The 19759-nt window shown below is 53.8% G+C and carries 15 protein-coding genes; 12 read left to right on the forward strand and 3 right to left on the reverse strand.

The features are described 5' to 3' along the window. Window positions 1-72: 72 nt before the first annotated feature. From recQ to edd, 6 genes are all read left to right on the forward strand, one after another. The gene (gene recQ / locus G544_RS0115520; RefSeq protein ID WP_027275451.1) at window positions 73-1923 is read left to right on the forward strand and encodes an ATP-dependent DNA helicase RecQ; all 1851 of its coding nucleotides are present in this window, start codon (window positions 73-75) and stop codon (window positions 1921-1923) included. 184 nt (window positions 1924-2107) lie between these two features. Beyond that, window positions 2108-2737 (forward strand): threonine export protein RhtC, encoded by a 630-nt coding sequence (gene rhtC / locus G544_RS0115525; protein ID WP_027275452.1) that lies wholly within the window; start codon window positions 2108-2110, stop codon window positions 2735-2737. Window positions 2738-2873: 136 nt separating this feature from the next. Then, window positions 2874-3869: a gluconate operon transcriptional repressor GntR gene (gene gntR / locus G544_RS0115530; protein WP_027275453.1), complete on the forward strand. Its 996-nt coding sequence runs from the start codon at window positions 2874-2876 to the stop codon at window positions 3867-3869. 187 nt (window positions 3870-4056) lie between these two features. Then, window positions 4057-4587, forward strand: coding sequence for a gluconokinase (gene gntK, locus G544_RS0115535; RefSeq protein WP_027275454.1), 531 nt, complete (start codon window positions 4057-4059; stop codon window positions 4585-4587). Window positions 4588-4598: 11 nt separating this feature from the next. Beyond that, the gene (gene gntU, locus G544_RS0115540) at window positions 4599-5936 is read left to right on the forward strand and encodes a gluconate transporter (protein WP_027275455.1); all 1338 of its coding nucleotides are present in this window, start codon (window positions 4599-4601) and stop codon (window positions 5934-5936) included. Between the two features lie 260 nt (window positions 5937-6196). Next, window positions 6197-8008, forward strand: coding sequence for a phosphogluconate dehydratase (gene edd, locus G544_RS0115545; RefSeq protein ID WP_027275456.1), 1812 nt, complete (start codon window positions 6197-6199; stop codon window positions 8006-8008). 58 nt (window positions 8009-8066) lie between these two features. Here edd and G544_RS0115550 read toward each other — a convergent pair whose 3' ends face one another. Beyond that, on the reverse strand, window positions 8067-10355 hold the full coding sequence (locus G544_RS0115550) for a zinc/cadmium/mercury/lead-transporting ATPase (protein WP_071783406.1): 2289 nt from the start codon (window positions 10353-10355) through the stop codon (window positions 8067-8069). Window positions 10356-10544: 189 nt separating this feature from the next. On the opposite strand from G544_RS0115550, the gene G544_RS0115555 reads away from it, so the two are divergent. Continuing rightward, window positions 10545-11408: a carboxylate/amino acid/amine transporter gene (locus G544_RS0115555; RefSeq protein ID WP_027275458.1), complete on the forward strand. Its 864-nt coding sequence runs from the start codon at window positions 10545-10547 to the stop codon at window positions 11406-11408. On the opposite strand, the gene metR is transcribed toward G544_RS0115555, so the two are convergent. Beyond that, complete coding sequence (gene metR / locus G544_RS0115560; protein WP_027275459.1) at window positions 11405-12301, reverse strand: HTH-type transcriptional regulator MetR; 897 nt, start codon at window positions 12299-12301, stop codon at window positions 11405-11407. The two genes, G544_RS0115555 and metR, sit on opposite strands and share 4 nt — an antisense overlap. Window positions 12302-12402: 101 nt before the next feature. On the opposite strand from metR, the gene metE reads away from it, so the two are divergent. Further along, window positions 12403-14673, forward strand: coding sequence for a 5-methyltetrahydropteroyltriglutamate--homocysteine S-methyltransferase (gene metE, locus G544_RS0115565; RefSeq protein WP_027275460.1), 2271 nt, complete (start codon window positions 12403-12405; stop codon window positions 14671-14673). Window positions 14674-14740: 67 nt separating this feature from the next. Here metE and G544_RS0115570 read toward each other — a convergent pair whose 3' ends face one another. After that, window positions 14741-14962 (reverse strand): hypothetical protein, encoded by a 222-nt coding sequence (locus tag G544_RS0115570; RefSeq protein ID WP_027275461.1) that lies wholly within the window; start codon window positions 14960-14962, stop codon window positions 14741-14743. A gap of 401 nt (window positions 14963-15363) precedes the next feature. Between G544_RS0115570 and pepQ the strand changes: the two genes are divergently transcribed. Genes pepQ through hemG form a run of 4 tightly spaced genes read left to right on the forward strand, consistent with a single transcriptional unit; the run spans window position 15364 to window position 19366 of the window. Beyond that, the gene (pepQ, locus tag G544_RS0115575) at window positions 15364-16695 is read left to right on the forward strand and encodes a Xaa-Pro dipeptidase (RefSeq protein WP_027275462.1); all 1332 of its coding nucleotides are present in this window, start codon (window positions 15364-15366) and stop codon (window positions 16693-16695) included. Next, on the forward strand, window positions 16695-17306 hold the full coding sequence (locus G544_RS0115580; RefSeq protein WP_027275463.1) for an IMPACT family protein: 612 nt from the start codon (window positions 16695-16697) through the stop codon (window positions 17304-17306). The genes pepQ and G544_RS0115580 overlap by 1 nt, the downstream gene beginning before the upstream one ends. Window positions 17307-17344: 38 nt before the next feature. Continuing rightward, a complete protein-coding gene (locus G544_RS0115585) occupies window positions 17345-18796 on the forward strand; it encodes a TrkH family potassium uptake protein (protein ID WP_027275464.1) in 1452 nt (483 codons plus the stop codon). A 30-nt stretch (window positions 18797-18826) separates the two neighbouring features. Next, on the forward strand, window positions 18827-19366 hold the full coding sequence (gene hemG / locus G544_RS0115590; RefSeq protein ID WP_027275465.1) for a menaquinone-dependent protoporphyrinogen IX dehydrogenase: 540 nt from the start codon (window positions 18827-18829) through the stop codon (window positions 19364-19366). Window positions 19367-19759: the final 393 nt, after the last annotated feature.

Raw genomic sequence — 19759 nt, forward strand, 5'->3', positions numbered from 1 at the left:
TCCCCCTACAGGGAGGACAAACGGCGGGAATAGGCCTAGAATAGCCGACATCAAAAGTTACAGGGGGTAAAGGTGTCAACGGCGGTTTTATTAGATTCAGAAGCTTTGGCCGCACGGGTTCTGCGTGACACCTTTGGCTATCAGCAGTTCAGACCGGGTCAACTGGAAATTGTGACCGAGGCTGCGTCCGGTCGCGACTGCCTTGTCGTTATGCCTACCGGCGGCGGCAAGTCCCTGTGCTATCAGCTTCCTGCGCTCCTGATGGACGGTATGGCGCTGGTGGTTTCACCGCTCATTTCCCTGATGAAAGATCAGGTTGACCAGCTGACGGCCAACGGCATTTCTGCGGGCTATCTGAATTCTGCCCAGACCCGTGAGCAGCAGTACGAGGTGATCTCCGCCTGCCGCCGAGGGGAAATCAAGCTGCTGTACGTTGCGCCGGAACGCTTGGTGATGGACAACTTTCTTGAGCAGCTCAGCGGCTGGAATTTGTCTTTACTGGCGGTGGACGAAGCCCACTGTATTTCACAGTGGGGGCACGACTTTCGGCCGGAGTATCGGGCCCTTGGAACGTTGCGCAACCACTTTCCTTCGCTCCCCTTTATCGCCCTGACGGCAACGGCGGACGAAACTACCCGTCAGGATATTTTGCGCCTGCTTGCGCTGCGCAATCCGCTCATTCATATCAGCAGCTTCGATCGGCCCAATATTCGCTATACCCTGATTGAAAAGTTCAAGCCAACCGATCAGCTCCTGCGCTTTGTGCAAAGCCAGCGCGGCAAGAGCGGCATCATCTACTGTAACAGTCGCAAAAAGGTCGAGGACGCCGCCGAGCGCCTGCGGGCGAAGGGGATGAGCGTCGCGGCCTATCATGCCGGCATGGATAACGAAAGCCGTGACCGAGTGCAGGAAGCGTTTCAACGCGACGATCTGCAAATCGTGGTGGCTACCGTGGCGTTCGGCATGGGCATCAACAAGCCCAACGTGCGCTTCGTGGTGCATTTCGATATCCCGCGCAATATTGAGTCCTACTATCAGGAAACCGGACGCGCGGGGCGCGACGGCCTTCCCGCTGAAGCCGTGCTGTTCTACGATCCGGCCGACATGGTCTGGCTGCGCCGCTGTCTGGATGAAAAGCCGGAAGGTGAGCTGCGAGAAATTGAACGCCACAAGCTCAACGCGATGAACGCCTTTGCCGAAGCGCAAACCTGCCGCCGCCTGGTGCTGTTGAACTATTTTGGCGAAAGCCAGCAAAAGCAGTGCGGCAACTGCGATATCTGCCTTGACCCCCCGCAGCAGTACGACGGCTTGCTGGACGCGCAAAAGGCGCTCTCCTGCGTTTATCGCGCCGGTCAACGCTTTGGCATCGGCTATATCGCGGAACTCCTGCGGGGTTCCAATAACGCCCGAATTCGCGAATTTGGCCACGACAAGCTGCCGGTGTACGGCGTCGGCAAGGACAAAAGCCACGAGCACTGGGTGAGCATACTTCGCCAGCTGATCCATTTAGGGCTATTGACTCAAAACGTCGCGCAGTATTCCGCCCTGCAGCTAACGGAGGCTGCCAGGCCGGTGCTGAGAGGGGAGGTCGCACTACAGCTTGCCGTGCCGAGAGTGCTGAATCTGAAGATGAAGTCCCGCAGCGCCAGCGCGGCAAAAAGCTTTAGCGGCAACTACGACAGGCGACTGTTCGCCAAGCTGCGCAATTTGCGTAAGGCTATTGCCGATGAAGAGAACGTGCCGCCCTACGTGGTGTTTAACGACGCGACGCTGCTGGAAATGGCCGAGCAGCAGCCGACGCGTGAAAGCGAGCTGTTGTCCATCAACGGCGTGGGGCATCGCAAGCTGGAACGCTTTGGCCAGGCGTTTTTAGCGCTGATCCGCGAGCACCTGATTAGCCCTAATTCGGGCGGTGTCCTGTAATCGCCAGCGCCACGGCTTAAACATCGTCTTTTATCTTTAACAAACGGGAGTACAATAGTATTCCTCGTCGCTTATTGTTCGTTTCTATTTTTTGTTTATACCCTGACTCATTCGAGTACTTGCAGCCAACGTAGCTGCTACTTGAGGCTCGGCGGGTATACGCTGATATTTTTGAGAGAGTGCTATGACGTTATTTCTAACCGTCGCCGTTGTGCAGTTTGTTGCGCTGGCGACGCCGGGACCGGACTTTTTCTTCGTTTCCCAGACGGCGGTAAGCCGCTCTCGGCGCGAGGCTATATTCGGTGCTATAGGCATTACGGTTGGCGTTATGGTGTGGGCCGCCGTCGCCTTGATGGGGCTGCATCTTTTACTGCAAAAAATGGCCTGGCTGCACAGCATTATCGTAGTTTGCGGCGGCGCTTATCTGTGCTGGATGGGTTTTTGTCTGCTTCGTTCGGTAATGAAAAAAGAGATGTTAAGCCATGACCCGGAGCATGACGTTGCGGCCGTCAGCGCAAGCCATGCCTTTGTTAAAGGGCTGCTGACCAACCTGTCAAACCCGAAGGTGCTGATTTATTTTGGCAGCGTATTTTCCGTTTTCGTAGGCGACGACGTTGCAAGCGGCGCGCGCTGGGGAATTTTCGGGCTGATCGCGGTTGAAACGATACTGTGGTTTTCTCTGGTGGCGTTTGTTTTTGCGCTGCCGGCCATGCGAAGAGGCTATCAGCGTGCGGCTAAGTGGATCGACGGCGTTGCGGGCGCGCTGTTTGCAGGGTTCGGTTTGAATCTGATTATTTCCAGACTGTCTCTTTAGCATTCTTTTAGCGACAGGGAGAGGGGAAATTATTGATTTCCTTATGCCAAAAGATAAGGTACTTTACCTGAGAAACGTTTCATCAGGAGCTATAGGCTCTTCTGTTTTGGTAAGTTCTCTATCTAGTTAGCCGATAATGAAGAAAAAAAGACCCGTCCTTCAGGACGTCGCCGATATCGTTGGCGTCACAAAAATGACCATCAGCCGCTATCTGCGCGATCCGGAGCTGGTTTCCCTGTCTCTGAGAGGGAAAATTGCTGCTGCTCTGGAGGAGTCTGGCTACATTCTAAACCGTGCGCCCGATATTCTTTCTAATGCGACCAGCCATGCTATTGGCGTTTTACTTCCCTCCCTGACCAACCAGGTTTTTGCTGAAGTGCTGCGCGGAATAGAAAGCGTGACGGACGCCCATGGCTATCAGACCATGCTGGGCCACTACGGCTATAGCTCAGAAAAGGAAGAGCAGAGGTTGGCCTCTTTGCTGTCTTATAACATCGACGGCCTTATTCTTTCCGAACGCCAGCACACGCCTCGAACGCTGAAAATGATTGAAGTTGCCGGAATTCCCGTCGTCGAGTTGATGGACAGCGTGTCCCCCTGCCTTGATATGGCCGTAGGGTTTGATAACCATGAGGCCGCGCGCCAAATGACAAAAGACGTTATCTCCCGGGGGCATCGGCACGTCGTTTATTTCGGCGCACGACACGATGAGAGAACGATAATCAAACAAAGGGGATATGAACAGGCAATGAGTGAAGCCGGGCTTACGCCGTTTAGCGTGATGACGGCAAAAGCCTCTTCCTATTCCGCCGGTGCCGAAATGCTGCTTCAGGCTCAGACGCAATATCCTAAAATTGACAGCATCTTCTGTACCAATGACGACCTGGCGGTCGGGGCCATTTTTGAATGCCAGCGTCAGGGAATTCGTATTCCTCAGGATATGGGCGTAGCCGGTTTCCACGGTCATGATATTGGTCGTGTGATGCAGCCTAAGCTTGCCAGCGTATTAACGCCGCGTGAAAAAATGGGAAAGATCGGCGCAGAAATTCTGCTGTCTCGCCTGCGCGGAGAAGCCGTGCCTTCCCGCGTGGTTGACGTTGGCTTCACCCTGATCGCTGGCGACAGTATCTAGACAGCGTTTTGTCTAAACGAAAGAGGCGAACGTGAGCTCTTTTTGCGCGTATCTCTGCACTATTTTTTGAACTCCCTCACAAATATCTTATCCGCTTCTTTTTCCCTATTGCTTATTTATTCTGCTGCCAACAGAATGTTACCGATAACTTGTTACCAGTAACATAAAGCATTGGGGATCGTATCTAATGAATAATCAAACTCAGCCGCGCCGCGTTTTTGTCCTTATGGGCGTATCAGGCAGCGGCAAATCGGCGGTCGCTGCTCGGGTCGCTCACGAACTCCAGACGGCGTTTCTTGATGGGGATTTCCTACATCCGCGTAGAAACATTGAAAAAATGGCGTCGGGAAACCCTTTAAACGATGATGACCGTATGCCCTGGCTGAAGGCGTTGAACGACGCGGCTTACGCCATGCAGAGAACCAACGACGTTTCCTTAATTATTTGCTCGTCGCTGAAGAAGAAGTATCGCGACTGCCTGCGGGAAGGTAATGAAAACCTTTCGTTTATCTATATGAAAGGGGATTTTGACGTTATCGAACGACGCCTGATGGCGCGTAAAGGTCACTTCCAAAAGCCCAAAATGTTGGAGTCTCAGTTCGCGGCGCTAGAAGAGCCTGGGCTGGAAGAACATGACGTTGCTGCTATCAATATTGACCAACCGCTTGATGACGTTGTTGCTGACGTTATTCGGCACATAAAATCCAAAACTGCTTAAGGATAATAATAATGGATACGTTAACCCTCGTGTTAACGGCGGTAGGCTCTGTACTACTACTGCTGTTTCTCGTGATGTATGCTCGCCTGCACGCGTTTATCGCACTAATGCTGGTGTCGTTGGGCGCCGGCATGTTTTCCGGCATGCCCTTAACAAAAATCGTAGAGACGATGCAAAAGGGGATGGCCGGTACGCTCGGCTTTTTGGCCATCGTCGTTGCGTTAGGCGCTATGTTCGGCAAAATCCTGCATGAGACCGGCGCGCTGGATCAGATCGCCGTGAAGCTGCTGCACGGCTTTGGCGAAAAGCGCGCCAACTACGCGCTGGGCCTTGCCGGGCTTATCTGTGCGCTGCCGCTGTTTTTTGACGTTGCCATCGTTCTGCTCATCGGCATCGCGTTTGCCGTTGCGCGTCGTACAAAAGGAAACCTGGTCAGGCTGGTTGTTCCTCTGTTTGCCGGGGTTGCCGCCGCCGCCGCGTTCTTACTGCCGGGGCCGACGCCTATGCTGCTGGCGTCACAAATGAACGCTGACTTCACCTGGATGATTATCATCGGCCTCGCCGCGGCGATCCCGGGTATGATTCTGGCCGGGCCGATTTTTGGCAGCTTCATTAGCCGTTTTGTTACGTTGGATCTGCCGGAAGACATTGATGAACCTAGCATTAATAAAGACGCGCTGCCGTCCTTCGGCTTTAGTCTGGTTCTGGTGCTGTTCCCGCTGATTCTGGTTGGCTTAAACACCATCGGTACGCGCATTGTTGCGCCGGATTCTCCGTTGGTTGAATGGTTTAAATTCATCGGCCATCCGTTTGTCGCTATTCTGCTGGCCTGTCTGTTAGCAATTTATGGCCTGGCGCTGCGTCGCGGCATGAGCCGTGAAAAGGTGATGTCCGTTTGTTCTGCGGCTATCCAACCGGCGGGTATTATCCTACTGGTGACGGGCGCCGGCGGCGTGTTCAAGCAGGTTCTGGTTGATTCCGGCGTGGGCCCAGCTCTGGGTAATGCGCTGATTGGCGCGGGTCTTCCGATTGCTGCGGCCTGCTTTGTTTTGGCCGCTGCGGTTCGCGTTATCCAAGGCTCGGCAACGGTCGCCTGTTTAACGACGGTCGGTCTGGTGCTTCCCGTTATCGGCGAGCTGGGATATAACGGCGCTCAGCTGGCTGCGCTGTCCGTCTGTATTGCCGGTGGTTCGATTGTGCTAAGCCATGTTAACGACTCCGGCTTCTGGCTGTTCGGTAAGTTTACCGGCGCAACGGAAGCGCAAACGCTGAAAACCTGGACGCTGATGGAGACCATCCTGGGAACTACGGGTGCTATCGTAGGTATGATAGCGTTCTCCCTGCTGTAATTACTGATAAACGCCCTCGCGTAGCCAAGCTACCGGGGGCGCTTTCTGATTTTCATCGTCTGTCGTTGATTGTTCCGTATCGTTTTCCCATTTTATTTTTGAACAATTCTTGCGCTTTTAGTTGATGCTGAATCGAATCAGGTTTATTTTGTTACCGGTATCATTAAGCGATAGATTTCTTATATAAGCGGTTTTCCCAGAGGACATCGCAACCGTTTATCTAAGAATTTGGCGAAGCTTGTATGACTGTGAGGCATAACATGAATTCTACCGTTGAGCGCGTTACGCAAAATATCATTTCTCGATCTAAAGAGAGCCGGGCGCGCTATCTGGCTAAAATCGACGCGGCCAAGGGGACGACCGTCCACCGCTCGCAGCTGTCGTGCGGCAACCTGGCCCATGGCTTTGCCGCCTGCTCGCCGGACGATAAGGCGTCGTTGAAAAGCATGGTGAAGAGCAATATTGGCATCGTGACGTCCTACAACGATATGCTCTCTGCCCACCAACCCTATGAACACTATCCGAACATCATTAAACGCGCTTTGCATCAGGTTGGCGCCGTAGGCCAGGTGGCCGGTGGCGTGCCTGCCATGTGCGACGGCGTGACGCAGGGGCAGGACGGCATGGAGCTTTCGCTGCTCAGCCGTGATTTGATAGCGATGTCCGCAGCGGTTGGCCTGTCTCACAATATGTTTGACGGCGCGCTGTATCTGGGCGTTTGCGACAAAATCGTTCCTGGCCTGTTTATCGCCGCGATGTCGTTTGGCCATCTGCCCGCCGTTTTTGTCCCTGCCGGGCCGATGCGCACCGGGATTTCCAATAAGGAAAAAGTGCGCGTTCGCCAGCTGTACGCCGAAGGCAAGGTGGGGCGTGACGCGCTGCTGGAATCCGAGGCGGGCTCTTACCACTCTGCGGGCACCTGTACGTTTTACGGCACGGCGAACTCAAACCAGATGGTGATGGAAGTGATGGGGATGCACCTTCCCGGCTCTTCCTTCGTTTACCCCGATATTCCGCTGCGTGAAGCGCTAACCGAAGCCGCTGCGCGTCAGGTGACGCGCATGACGGAAAGTTCCGGCAGCTATCTGCCTGCGGGGCGGCTGGTGGATGAAAAGGTCATCGTTAACGGCATTGTCGCGCTGCTGGCGACCGGCGGTTCAACCAACCACACCATGCATCTGGTGGCGATGGCGAGAGCGGCCGGCATTATCATCACCTGGGACGACTTTTCCGAACTGTCCGAAGCGGTGCCGCTGCTGTGCCGCATTTATCCAAACGGCCCGAACGACATTAACTACTTCCAGGCTGCGGGCGGCGTTTCTCTGCTGGTGCGCACGCTGCTTGACGGCGGCTTGCTGCATGAAGACGTTCACACCGTGGCGGGTTTCGGCCTGCGACGCTATACGCAGGAACCTTTCCTTGAGAACGGCAGTTTGGTGTATCGCGAAGGGCCGACGGCGTCGTTGGACGAAGAAGTTATCGCCTCCATGGACGCGCCTTTTTCCAAGCACGGCGGTACTAAGGTGCTGGCCGGAAATTTGGGTCGCGCGGTGATGAAGACGTCCGCGGTGCCGGAAGAGCGCCAAAAAATAGTCGCACCGGCGGTGGTGTTTGACAGCCAGTACGATATTGACGCCGCCTTTAATGCCGGCCGGCTCGATCGCGACTGCGTGGTGGTTGTTCGATTCCAGGGGCCGAAAGCGTTGGGCATGCCCGAACTGCACAAGCTGATGCCGCCGCTGGGGGTGCTGATGGACCGTGGGCACAACGTAGCGCTGGTGACGGACGGACGGTTGTCCGGCGCGTCGGGTAAAGTGCCGGCGGCGATCCACGTTACGCCGGAGGCCTACGTTGGCGGCCTGTTGGCTAAGGTGCGCGACGGCGATCTTATTGAAGTTGACGGCGTCAGCGGCAAAATCAGCCTGCTGGTTGACGACGCAGAGCTTGCCCTGCGCGAAGCGGCGTTGCCCGACCTGCAGGCGTCTCACGTCGGTACGGGCAGAGAGCTGTTCTCCGCGCTCAGAGAGCAGATTTCCGGCGCGGAAGAAGGGGCGAGCTGCTTTAAGTTTTAAATATGAAAAGGGATACTTGGTATCCCTTTTTTATATCATTGACCCGTACCGAATAACGCTATGACGATGTGTTCTTTTTGCGCAGCAGCCTCAGCGAGTTAGCCGTCACCAGCGCAGTTGCGCCCGAGTCGGCCAACACCGCCAGCCACAGGCCGGTCAGTCCTAACAGACTGGTCACCAGAAATATCGCTTTAAGCCCCAGCGCAATCGTGATGTTTTGGCGGATAACGCTGCGGGTAGCGCGCGATAGCGTAATCATATCCACCAGGCCAACGAGCCGGTTGTGCGTTAGCGCCGCGTCTGCCGTTTCCAGCGCGACGTCGGTCCCGCCGCCCATGGCGATGCCGATGGTCGCCGTTTTCATTGCCGGCGCATCGTTGATGCCGTCGCCCACCATGGCGGTCGGCTGAGTTTGATTCAGGGCGGCGACTGCGGTTACCTTATTTTCCGGCAGCAGCCCGGCTTCGTATTCGATATTGAGCTCTTTCGCTATTGCCGCCGCCGCGCGCGGATTATCTCCGGTCAGCATTACGCCATTGACGCCCATTTGGCGCAGCGCGCTGAGAGCGGCTTTTGCGTCGTCGCGCAGCGTATCTCGCAGCGCGATAAGGCCTACGGCGCGATCGTTTTGCAGAGTAACGACAACGGTTTTCCCTTCTTCTTCCAATCGTAGAACGCGATCTTTCCAACCGACGGAAAGCGCGCCTTCCATCAGTTTAGCCGGAGAGCTGATAAGCACGTCTGCGCCGTTGACCGTTCCGCGTACGCCGACGCCAGCGATAGCGCGGCGCTCCTGCGCCTGAACGTAGCTAATGCCGCTGGCGCTGGCGTAGCGAATAACCGCCTGTGCCAGCGGGTGGTGTGAGCCTGCTTCGACGGCAGCGGCAAGGGCGAGCAGCTCGGCTTCGGTTATGCCGTCGAGCGTAATGACGTCGGTTACGGTCGGTTTGCCTTCCGTCAGCGTGCCGGTTTTATCAAAGGCGACCTGGCTGATAGTTCCTAATTGTTCGAGTGCGGCACCGCCTTTAATCAAGGCTCCGCGGCGCGTTGCCGCCGCCAGTGCAGAAGTAATCGCCGCCGGCGTGGAAATCACCAACGCGCAGGGGCAGCCGATCAGCAGCAGCGTCAGCCCTCGGTAAATCCAGGTTTCCCAAGGCTGACTAAAGAGCAGGGGCGGAACGATAACGACCAGCAGCGCAAATAGCATGATGGCTGGCGTGTAGTAGCGGCTGAAGCGATCGATAAAGCGCTCTATCGGCGCGCGACGCTCCTCAGCCTCTTCAATCAGGGACAGAATGCGGTCAATGGCGTTGTTGCCCGGTTCGGAAAGCACGGTAAGGTGCACGACGCTGTCGACCGCCAAACTGCCGGCAGCTACCTTTTCGCCCTGCAGGCGTTCTACTGGGATAGACTCGCCCGTCAGTGCGCTTTCATCAAAGCTGGCGCTGTCGCTGACTAACGTAGCGTCTACCGGCAGGCGCGTGCCGGGAGCGATTTCAATTTCGTCGCCGGGCCGCAGGCTGTCTGCGGTAACGACTTTACGTTCACCATCGACCAACAGCACCGCTTCGTCGGGCAGCAGCGCCATCAGCGACGAAACGCCCTGCCGCGCCCGGTTGGCCGCATAGGATTCCAGCAGTTCGCCTATCATAAACAGCATCAAAACCATGGCGGCTTCTTCCGTGGCGCCAATAAACAGCGCGCCGATGGCTGAAATGCTCATCAGGGTTTCAATTGCAAAAGGGGTTCCTGAGCGGGTGAGGCGTATTGCCTGTAGGCCGATAGGGAAAAGGCCGACGACCGTCGTCAGCGTAAAGGCCAGCCTGCCGTAGAACGGCGAGAAGGACTCAATGCCCCAACTGAAAAGAATAAGCGCCGCCAACGCGGCAGGGAACAGATAGTCCCTGAAACGCGAGGTTTTGTTTGCTTGACTGTTTACGGCAGCATTCGTTGCGTTGAGAGCATAGCCTGCTTTTTTCACCGCCTGTTCAATATGGGCCGTAACGTTGCGGTTTGGCGTATCCACGACCAGTTTTTCTGTTGCGAACAGAACCCGCGATCGGGTAACGCCTTCGACCTGCGCAACGGCCGTTTCAACCTTTTTGGCACAGCTGGGGCAATCCATACCGGAAATTTGCCAGGTAAGACGGATTTCTCCCCGTGAGGCGGCAGCAAGAGGTTCCTCCGCCGTAGATGCCTGAGCGTCACAGCAGCCTTCATCATGGTGACGATCGTGGCTATGTTCCTGATTATGCTCATGAGCATGCGAGTGCTCTTCGTGGGAAGATGCGCACTGTCCGTCACAGCAGCTTTGCGACGTTTGGTTGGTGTGAGTATGGTTGCTCATAAACTGAACCCTCGGTTTTCATCTGATGATGATGACTCTACACTTTAGAGTCTACTCCAGAGTCAAGCCTTGAGGCTAAAAAGAATAAAGCTTGTTAATTAACCATATGTAAACTTTATTTTTATGGAATGGATAACGGGGCTTACCTATAATGGCGCCAATTCGTTAGTCGTTTGTGAGCTACTGCCTATGCCGTCATTAATTGCCACAACCCTGCTTTGGGCCTTCTCTTTTAGCCTTATTGGCGTTTATCTGGCCGGGCAGGTAGACAGCTGGTTCGCCGTTTTTATCCGCGTTGCACTCGCTTTTCTTGTCTTTCTTCCTTTTTTGCGCCTGCGCGGAGTTACGCTGCGTCAGATTCTGCTTTATATGAGCATGGGGGCGTGCCAGCTGGGGGTGATGTATCTGTTTTACTATCACGCCTTTTTATACCTTAGCGTAGCGGAAATCTTGCTGTTCACCATTATGACGCCGATTTACGTCACGCTGCTGTACGACATTCTGGCCGGAAATCGCCTGCGCTGGGGGTACTTCCTTAGCGCGCTGCTGGCGGTTATCGGCGCGGCCGTTATTCGCTATAACCAGTTGAGCGCTCAATTTTGGGTAGGACTGGGCCTGATTCAGGCGGCAAACGTCTGTTTCGCCGTTGGCCAGGTTGGCTATAAGCGGCTGATGGAGGTTTACCCTATGCCTCAGCGCAATGCGTTTTCCTGGTTTTATCTTGGCGCACTGTGCGTCGCGAGCATCGGCTGCCTGCTGTTCGGCGACTTTAGTAAAATGCCAACCACTGCGCTGCAGTGGGGGATCTTGGTCTGGTTGGGCATCGGCGCTTCAGGGCTGGGCTATTTTATGTGGAACTACGGCGCTACGCAGGTAGACGCGGGCACGCTGGCCATTATGAATAACGCGCTGATTCCCGCCGGGCTGGTGGTCAATTTTGCCCTATGGCAGCACAACGTGGACTGGATAAGGCTTATCATCGGCGGCGGAATTATTCTTGCTTCGCTGTGGGTTCATAAAAAGTGGGTGGTTTCCCGCCCTGTTTCAGCCTAGGCGGCTTTCACGAACGGGAGCGTCGCTGAATGCGCCCTGGCCGCATCAATAAAGGCGCTAACGGCCAGCTGCCGCTGCTCGCCGTCGCGTACGGCGGCATACAGTCGACGCCATAGTCCGTCGCCCAGCGGCTTGGTAACTATAAGCCCCTGGCGTTCTGCACTTTCAACCACCCAATGCGGCAGAGCTGCGACGCCCATCCGGGCGGCGACCATCTGAATCAACAGCAGCGTATTGTCTACGCTTTTCAGCGTGGGCTGGATCCCCGCGGGCTGTAGGAAGTGTTTCCATACGTCCAGACGCTGTCGCTGTACCGGATAAATCAGCATTGTTTCCTGCGCCAGATCCTGTGGACGTATAACGTCAGCTTGAGCTAAAGGGTGCTCGGGCGCAACCGCCAGCCTGACTTCGAAGTCAAACAGTGAGCTGTAGTGTAAATGCGAACTTGGCTGAATGTCGGACGTCATCACAATATCCAGTTCCCCTAGCTGTAGCGCCGGCTGTGGATCGAAAATCACACCGTTTTTAAAATCGAGTTCCACGCTGGGCCAATGCTGGCGAAAGGCGTTAAGCGCCGGTGTTAGCCACTGAATGCAGCTGTGGCACTCGATGGCCAGCTTCAGACTGCCTTTTGTCGGCGCGCTGCACGACTGAAGCGCCTGTTGAACCAGGGGAATAACCTGATTAGCCAGATTCAGTAGGATTTCCCCTTGGGTGGTAAAACGAAGCGGCTGGCTTTTGCGGATAAAAAGCCGGTAGCCAAGCCGCTGTTCAACTTCGTTTAGCTGGTGGGAAAGCGCGGACTGAGTCATATGAAGGGATGCGGCGGCCGCGGCCAGCGTTCCTGCATGTCGTAGGGCCTGCAGCGTTTTCAGATGTTTTAATTCGATCATGAAAATCTCTCACCTCGGGTATGAAAAGAATGCGCTTGTGGCAAATACCATAGCTGGCAATTATAGATGTGTAAACATCTAGATGGCTAAATGAGGTGAATATGACGATTTTAAACCATACGTTAGGATTTCCACGTATCGGCGTGGACCGAGAATTAAAAAAAGCGCTGGAAGGCTATTGGCGAGGGGATATTTCTCGTGAAAGCCTGTTTGAAGAGGGCAGAGCGCTGCGCGCTCGTCACTGGAAACAGCAAAGCGAGGCCGGCATTGAGCTACTGCCGGTTGGTGATTTTGCCTGGTACGATCACGTGTTAACAACGAGTCTGCTGCTGGGGAACGTACCCGAGAGGTATCAGGACGGAAACGTCGATATTGATACGCTGTTTCGCATTGCACGGGGGCGGGCCCCAACGGGAGAGCCCGTTGCCGCCGCAGAGATGACTAAATGGTTTAATACCAACTATCACTATATTGTGCCTGAATTTATCGAGGGGCAACGCTTTCAGCTTTCTTGGAATCAGCTGTTTGAGGAAGTTGATGAGGCTATTGCGCTGGGCCATCGCGTTAAGCCGGTGCTGCTTGGCCCGTTAACCTATCTATGGCTGGGGAAAGTTAAAGGCAATAACTTTGATCGCCTGTCGCTGCTGGAGTCGCTCATTCCGGTTTACCAACAGATTCTAAAAAAACTGGCCGAGCGCGGCATAGAGTGGGTACAAATTGATGAACCCGCGCTGGTGCTGGACCTGCCAGAGGCGTGGCTAACGGCCTATCAACCCACTTACCGGGCGTTGAGCGGCCACGTGAAGCTGCTGTTGACCACCTATTTTGATGGCATTGAGCATCACCTGGACGTTATTCGACGGCTGCCGGTTCAGGGGCTGCATGTAGACCTGACGGCGGGAAAAGACGATCTCAATGCGCTACATGAAGCCCTGCCCGCAGGCTGGGTGCTTTCATTAGGCGTCATCAACGGGCGTAACGTGTGGCGGGCAGAGTTGGATACGTGGTTTGATAAGCTGCAGCCGCTGGCGGCTCAGCGAATCTGCTGGATAGCCAGTTCGTGTTCTTTACTGCACAGCCCTCTCAGTCTGGAACGTGAAACGCGGCTGGACGATGAGGTGAAGGGCTGGCTTGCGTTTGCGCTGCAAAAGTGCCAAGAAATCAGCCGGCTGTCGAACGCGTTGTCCGCACCGGAAAACGTCGAGCTGCGTCAGGCCTTGGCTGAATACAGCGCGCCGATTCACGCACGCCGTCACTCTTCCCGGGTGCATAACCCAGCGGTTGCCGAACGTTTGGCGAAAATTACGCCGCAGGACAGCCGGCGCCAAAGCCCATATGCACAGAGAGCAATGCGCCAAAAAGAGAAGTATCGTTTACCCGCTTGGCCGACAACGACCATTGGATCGTTTCCCCAGACGACGGACATCAGAACTCTGCGACTAGACTTCAAGCAGGGGCGCCTTGACGGAACAAAATACCGAACCGGCATTGCTGAACACATCCGTCAGGCTATCGTTGAACAGGAGCTGCTCGGGTTGGACGTTCTGGTTCACGGCGAAGCGGAACGCAACGACATGGTGGAATATTTCGGCGAGCGGCTGGACGGCTTTGCCTTTACTCAAAACGGCTGGGTCCAAAGCTATGGTTCTCGCTGCGTTAAGCCGCCGATTGTCGTGGGGGACATCAGCCGACCTGCTCCTATTACCGTTGATTGGGCAAGCTACGCGCAGTCCTTAACGGAAAAGCCGGTGAAAGGCATGTTGACCGGGCCGGTGACGATCTTATGTTGGTCTTTCCCGCGCGAGGACGTCAGCCGTGAGACGATTGCCAGACAGATTGCGCTGGCGCTTAGAGATGAAGTTCTGGATCTCCAGAATGCAGGCATTGGCATTATTCAGATTGATGAGCCGGCGCTAAGAGAAGGGCTACCGTTGAAGCGAGCGCAGTGGGAGGACTACCTTAGCTGGGCGACGGAGGCTTTTCGCCTGAACGCGTCGGGCGTTCAGGATGAAACCCAGATCCACACCCATATGTGCTACTGTGAGTTTAACGACATCATGGAGGCCATTACGGCGCTGGATGCGGACGTGATCACCATTGAAACGTCCCGCTCTGATATGGAATTGCTGGATGCGTTTGAAAGCTTTGAGTATCCGAATGAAATTGGCCCTGGCGTTTATGATATTCATTCGCCGAATGTGCCGACCGTAGAGTGGATTGAAGCGCTGTTGCGTAAAGCTGCCCGCCGGATCCCCGTTGAGAGGCTGTGGGTTAATCCTGACTGTGGCCTAAAAACTCGCGGTTGGCCGGAAACGAGGCTGGCGTTGGCGAATATGGTGCTGGCGGCGCGCCGGTTGCGAGGTGAGGCGTAATATTAATTGTGCAAATAAAAGGCAGAAAGAGCGCTCTTTCTGCCTTTTGCTGCATTATAAATGGCGATTAAGAAATGTTGTCTTGAAACATAGAGGTCAGTATTTTTGCGGCCATGTCTCCGCCCACAAAAATGCCCAACCAGAAGCCGGCTTTGGCATACTTATCTGCTCTGTCGGCGTCTACCTGCATGCCGATATCATAACCGGCAGCTTTCCCTTCCATACCGCCTTCGAGGAACATAAAGCCTCCGTTTACGGCAAGCGCTTCTTTTTGGCTGATTTCACGCATTTTCTCTCCTTAAAATAGAAACGTTCATATTTATATGTCTATTGACGTTTATAAATAGAGCTATTAGTTCATGGTTTTCTATATTACATACACTGTTCTTAAGTGAAGCTGATAACGCAATTTCATCGCGTTGAATTCATTTTAACTAACTGAATTTGATTGAAATATTTATAATATTTCGTTTGTTGTAAATAAGTTAAATAATAACGATTAATACTATATCAAAGATTTTTCTGGTTCAAGGAAGGTGCTGGTGTATTTATTGTTAATATGTATTTTCTTATTTTTATTTATTAATTTTATTTTTATTGATAAGTAAATTTTGTTTTTATTTTATTGGTCGTCGACCCGCTGGTTATCATGCTAAGGTAGCGGGAGGCCGTTGGGCTTCGGGAGGGGGAATGGAAAAGTTGACTGCGCTGTATTTATCTCATCTATCCGCGTTACAGCATCGCGCACAAGAAGCGTTGCTAAAAAGCGGCCTGGACGCTTTGCTGATCCATTCCGGCGAGCCAGTCGGGATATTTATGGACGACAGAGACTACCCTTTTAAAGTTAATCCTCACTTTAAGGCCTGGGCGCCAGTGATTAACGTTCCCCACTGCTGGCTATGGGTTAACGGCGTCGACAGGCCCAAGCTTTGGTTTTATTCTCCCGTTGATTACTGGTACAGCGTTGAGCCTATGCCGGAGGGATTCTGGACTTCGTCTTTTGATATTTGCCCGTTACGAAACGCAGGCGACATCGACAGCATGTTGGCGCAACCGCTCAACCGTACGGCGTACATCGGCCCCGCACCGTCGAGCGCGCTTCGGTTGGGGATCGCTCCAGAAAACGTGAATCCTAAATCCGTGGTTGATTACTTCCACTTCTACCGCTCTTATAAAACCGACTATGAGCTGGCCTGCATGCGCGAAGCCCAAAAGGTGGCGGTAGACGGCCATCGGGCAGCTCGCGATGCGTTTTACTCGGATATGAGCGAGTTTGATATCAATTTGGCCTACCTGACGGCAACCGGGCATCGCGATATTGACGTCCCGTATGACAACATTATCGCGCTGAATGAACACGCGTCGGTGCTGCACTATACCCGCCTTGAAACGCGCTTGCCTGAAAGCGTGAACAGCTTTTTAATTGACGCCGGAGCGGAATATAACGGCTATGCGGCCGACTTGACCCGCACTTACGCCAGGGATAAAGAAAGCGATTTTAGCCAGATGGTTCGGGCGCTTAATGCTGAACAACAGGCGCTTATTTCAACGCTAAAGCCAGGCGTGAACTTCCTTGACTACCATATACAGATGCACCATCGCATCGCGAAACTGTTAAAGCAGTTTGATGTCATTACACGCCTGAGTGAAGAGGATATTGTGAGTTCTGGCATTAGCCGCGCCTTTTTCCCTCACGGGCTTGGCCATCCGCTTGGGCTACAGGTGCATGACGTAGGCGGTTTCATGCAAGATGAGTCTGGCGCGCACCTGGCGCCGCCGCCGGAATATCCGGCGCTGCGGTGTACTCGAGCGTTGGAACCAGGCATGGTGATGACCATTGAGCCAGGGCTTTACTTTATTGATTCATTGCTTGAATCTTGGCGCGTCGGCCGTCATTCGGCCAACTTTAACTGGTCGCGCATTGATGCGCTCAGGCCTTATGGCGGCATTCGTATTGAAGATAACGTTATTGTCCGTAAGGATCGGATTGAGAATATGACGCGAGATTTAAAGCTGGCCTAATGAAACCCTACTTTATTCCTGCCGAAACGACGTCGTTTTGCGAAGAGATAAAAAAGAGCCGGTTTATTACCTATCTTGCGCCGGTAGACGGCATTCAGGCGGCCAGACAGTTTATTCAGCGAATGCGGGATGAGCATCCGGACGCCAGGCATCACTGCTGGGCGTTTGTCGCAGGAGCGCCTGATGATTCCCAGCTGTTGGGCTTTTCCGATGACGGGGAGCCTTCCGGTACGGCGGGTAAGCCGATGTTGGCGCAGCTGATGGGCAGCGGCGTGGGTGAAATTGTAGCGGTAGGCGTACGCTACTACGGCGGCATTCTGTTGGGTACCGGTGGGCTGGTTAAAGCTTATGGCAACGGCGTACAGCAGGCGCTTAAAATTTTGCCGACGCGGCTTAAGGTTCCTTTGGCGGCATACCGTCTGTCTTGTGAATACGCGCAGCTGAGTATGATTGAAACGCTGGTGCAGCAGGCGGGCGGGAAAGTTGTCGATGCGCAATATGAAGCTAATATTCAACTAACGCTGCAGCTGCCGCTTGCGGAGGTTGACCGCGTCGCCGGTAAGTTGCGTGACGCGAGTCGAGGAACGTTGCTTTTGTCCTCAATTGAGTAATAATTCTCGGGTTTTTATTGAAATAAGGTCGTACCTGAATGCACTTTCGCACAATAACCCGCATCGTTGGGCTTTTGGTTATCCTCTTTTCCGGGCTTATGTTTATTCCCGGAATTGTGGCGTTAATCTATCGTGACGGCGCCGGGCGTGCGTTTACCCAAACGTTTATCGTGACTATCATTATCGGTCTGATGCTCTGGCTCCCGAACCGTAATCAGCGGCAGGAGCTGAAGTCCCGGGAAGGCTTCCTGATCGTCGTCCTGTTCTGGACCGTGCTCGGCAGCGTCGGAGCCTTGCCCTTCTTGTTCGAAGATTCACTAGGCATGAGCGTCACCAACGCGTTCTTTGAGTCATTCTCTGGGCTGACGACCACTGGCGCGACGACGTTAGTCGGGCTGGATAGCTTGCCTAAGGCCATCCTGTTTTATCGCCAGATGCTTCAGTGGCTAGGCGGTATGGGGATCATCGTCCTGGCGGTCGCTATCCTTCCGCTGTTGGGCGTCGGGGGCATGCAGCTTTATCGGGCCGAGATCCCGGGGCCGTTAAAAGATAGCAAAATGCGTCCACGCATTGCCGAAACGGCAAAAACGCTGTGGTTTATCTACGTTCTGTTGACGGCGCTTTGCGCGCTGGCGTTTTGGGCGGCGGGAATGACGCCGTTTGACGCTATAAGCCACAGCTTTTCAACGATTGCGATCGGCGGCTTTTCTCCTCACGAAAATGGATTAGCGTTTTATAACAGTTCCCTGATCAACGGCATTTCCGGCGTATTTCTGTTTATCGCCGGCTGTAACTTCGGCCTGCACTTTGCGGTGCTGAGCGGCAGAAGCCTGAAGGTGTACTGGCGCGATCCCGAGTTCAAGATGTACTTCTTCTTTCAGGTGGCGCTTATCGCTATCTGTGCGGTTACGCTCTGGTATAAGAACGTTTACGGGTCGTTTTTAGAGGCGCTGGACCAGTCGTTTTTCCATGTGATATCAATGAGTACTACGATGGGGAGCGCGATTGAACCCGTCGCTAACTGGCCGACGTTTATTCCCGTGATGCTGCTGATGGCGACGTTTGTCGGCGGATGTGCGGGATCGACCGGCGGGGGACTTAAAGTTATTCGAGTGCTGCTGCTGTTTTTGCAGGGCGTACGTGAATTAAAGCGGCTGGTGCATCCTAATGCGGTCTATACGATTAAGCTTGGGCAGCGAGCTTTGCCCGAACGGGTGATTGAAGCCGTCTGGGGATTCTTTTCCGCCTACGCGCTGGTCTTTATCATTAGCATGCTGCTATTGATGGCGACTGGGCTGGATGCCTTTTCGGCGTTCACCGGCGTGGTTTCTGCGTTAAACAACGTGGGGATTGGCATTGGCGACTTCGGTGGCCACTATGCTGACGTTAACGATGCGGCGAAGTGGATTTTGCTGGTAACAATGATGTTTGGTCGTCTTGAGGTCTTTACGCTTCTGGTTCTGTTTACGCCAATTTTTTGGCGAGAATAATAAATACAAAATCGAGTAAGGAATGAAAGCATGAAAGCGCTGTTAGTTTATTCGAGCTGTGATGGACAAACGAAGGCTATCGTTGAAACAATTGCTCAAGAGCTGCAAGGGCAAGCCCAGGTTAGCCTGTATAACATTAATGAAATGCCGGAGATTAATCTCAACGACTATGACGGCGTTTTGCTTGGAGCGTCGATTCGCTACGGCCATTTTAGCAAAGCGTTTAAGTCTTTTGTCGAACGCAATTGCGATACGCTTAACGGCATGCCTACCGCATTCGTCTCCGTAAATCTTATCGCTCGAAAGGCGGAAAAACGGTCCCCGCAAACCAACGGCTATACCCGCAAGTATTTGCTCTCTACCCGTTGGAAGCCCTCCATTTGCGGCGTTTTCGCCGGCGCGCTTCGTTATCCTCGCTACGGCTGGTTGGATAGGGTAATGATCCAACTCATTATGAGAATGAGCGGTGGTGAAACCGACAGCAGTAAAGAAATCGAATATACCGACTGGGAACAGGTGCGGCGTTTTGGTCACGATTTTGCGCGTTTAATAGGCGCCAGCGGTGCGTAATGCATCGTTTTGGTGAAAAATAGACCATTCAGTCAACTTTTCTCAATTAGCGCTTGAAAGCCCGCGGCGAACCCCTATAATGCGCCTCCACTGACACGGCACAAGCCGGTTAGCCCTCAGAATTAAACGCGCAAATCGGTGATTTACCGCTTGACTCTGAAACGGGATGGCGTAATATACGCAGCCCGCGTCACGGGAAGTTTTTCCCCTGGCGCACGCTCTTTAACAATTTATCAGACAATCTGTGTGGGCACTCACAGGACACTATCCAACAGCGCTTCGGCGCAAACGATAGATAAAAGTCTTGAAGAGTGAACATCAGTTAATTCATTACGAACTAACAGTAAAGATTCTTTGAGCATCAAACTTTAATTGAAGAGTTTGATCATGGCT

This window comes from Leminorella grimontii ATCC 33999 = DSM 5078 (assembly GCF_000439085.1).
In the GTDB taxonomy this organism is placed as follows: domain Bacteria; phylum Pseudomonadota; class Gammaproteobacteria; order Enterobacterales; family Enterobacteriaceae; genus Leminorella; species Leminorella grimontii.

Bases quoted from the DNA above. Each gene is read 5' to 3' on its own strand.
- rhtC (WP_027275452.1), top strand. From the start codon at position 2,108: ATGACGTTATTTCTAACCGTCGCCGTTGTGCAGTTTGTTGCGCTGGCG.
- pepQ (WP_027275462.1), top strand. From the start codon at position 15,364: ATGGAAAAGTTGACTGCGCTGTATTTATCTCATCTATCCGCGTTACAG.
- G544_RS0115585 (WP_027275464.1), top strand. From the start codon at position 17,345: ATGCACTTTCGCACAATAACCCGCATCGTTGGGCTTTTGGTTATCCTC.
- G544_RS0115580 (WP_027275463.1), top strand. From the start codon at position 16,695: ATGAAACCCTACTTTATTCCTGCCGAAACGACGTCGTTTTGCGAAGAG.
- metR (WP_027275459.1), bottom strand. From the start codon at position 12,301: ATGATCGAATTAAAACATCTGAAAACGCTGCAGGCCCTACGACATGCA.
- gntU (WP_027275455.1), top strand. From the start codon at position 4,599: ATGGATACGTTAACCCTCGTGTTAACGGCGGTAGGCTCTGTACTACTA.
- gntK (WP_027275454.1), top strand. From the start codon at position 4,057: ATGAATAATCAAACTCAGCCGCGCCGCGTTTTTGTCCTTATGGGCGTA.
- gntR (WP_027275453.1), top strand. From the start codon at position 2,874: ATGAAGAAAAAAAGACCCGTCCTTCAGGACGTCGCCGATATCGTTGGC.
- G544_RS0115550 (WP_071783406.1), bottom strand. From the start codon at position 10,355: ATGAGCAACCATACTCACACCAACCAAACGTCGCAAAGCTGCTGTGAC.
- metE (WP_027275460.1), top strand. From the start codon at position 12,403: ATGACGATTTTAAACCATACGTTAGGATTTCCACGTATCGGCGTGGAC.
- hemG (WP_027275465.1), top strand. From the start codon at position 18,827: ATGAAAGCGCTGTTAGTTTATTCGAGCTGTGATGGACAAACGAAGGCT.
- edd (WP_027275456.1), top strand. From the start codon at position 6,197: ATGAATTCTACCGTTGAGCGCGTTACGCAAAATATCATTTCTCGATCT.
- G544_RS0115570 (WP_027275461.1), bottom strand. From the start codon at position 14,962: ATGCGTGAAATCAGCCAAAAAGAAGCGCTTGCCGTAAACGGAGGCTTT.
- G544_RS0115555 (WP_027275458.1), top strand. From the start codon at position 10,545: ATGCCGTCATTAATTGCCACAACCCTGCTTTGGGCCTTCTCTTTTAGC.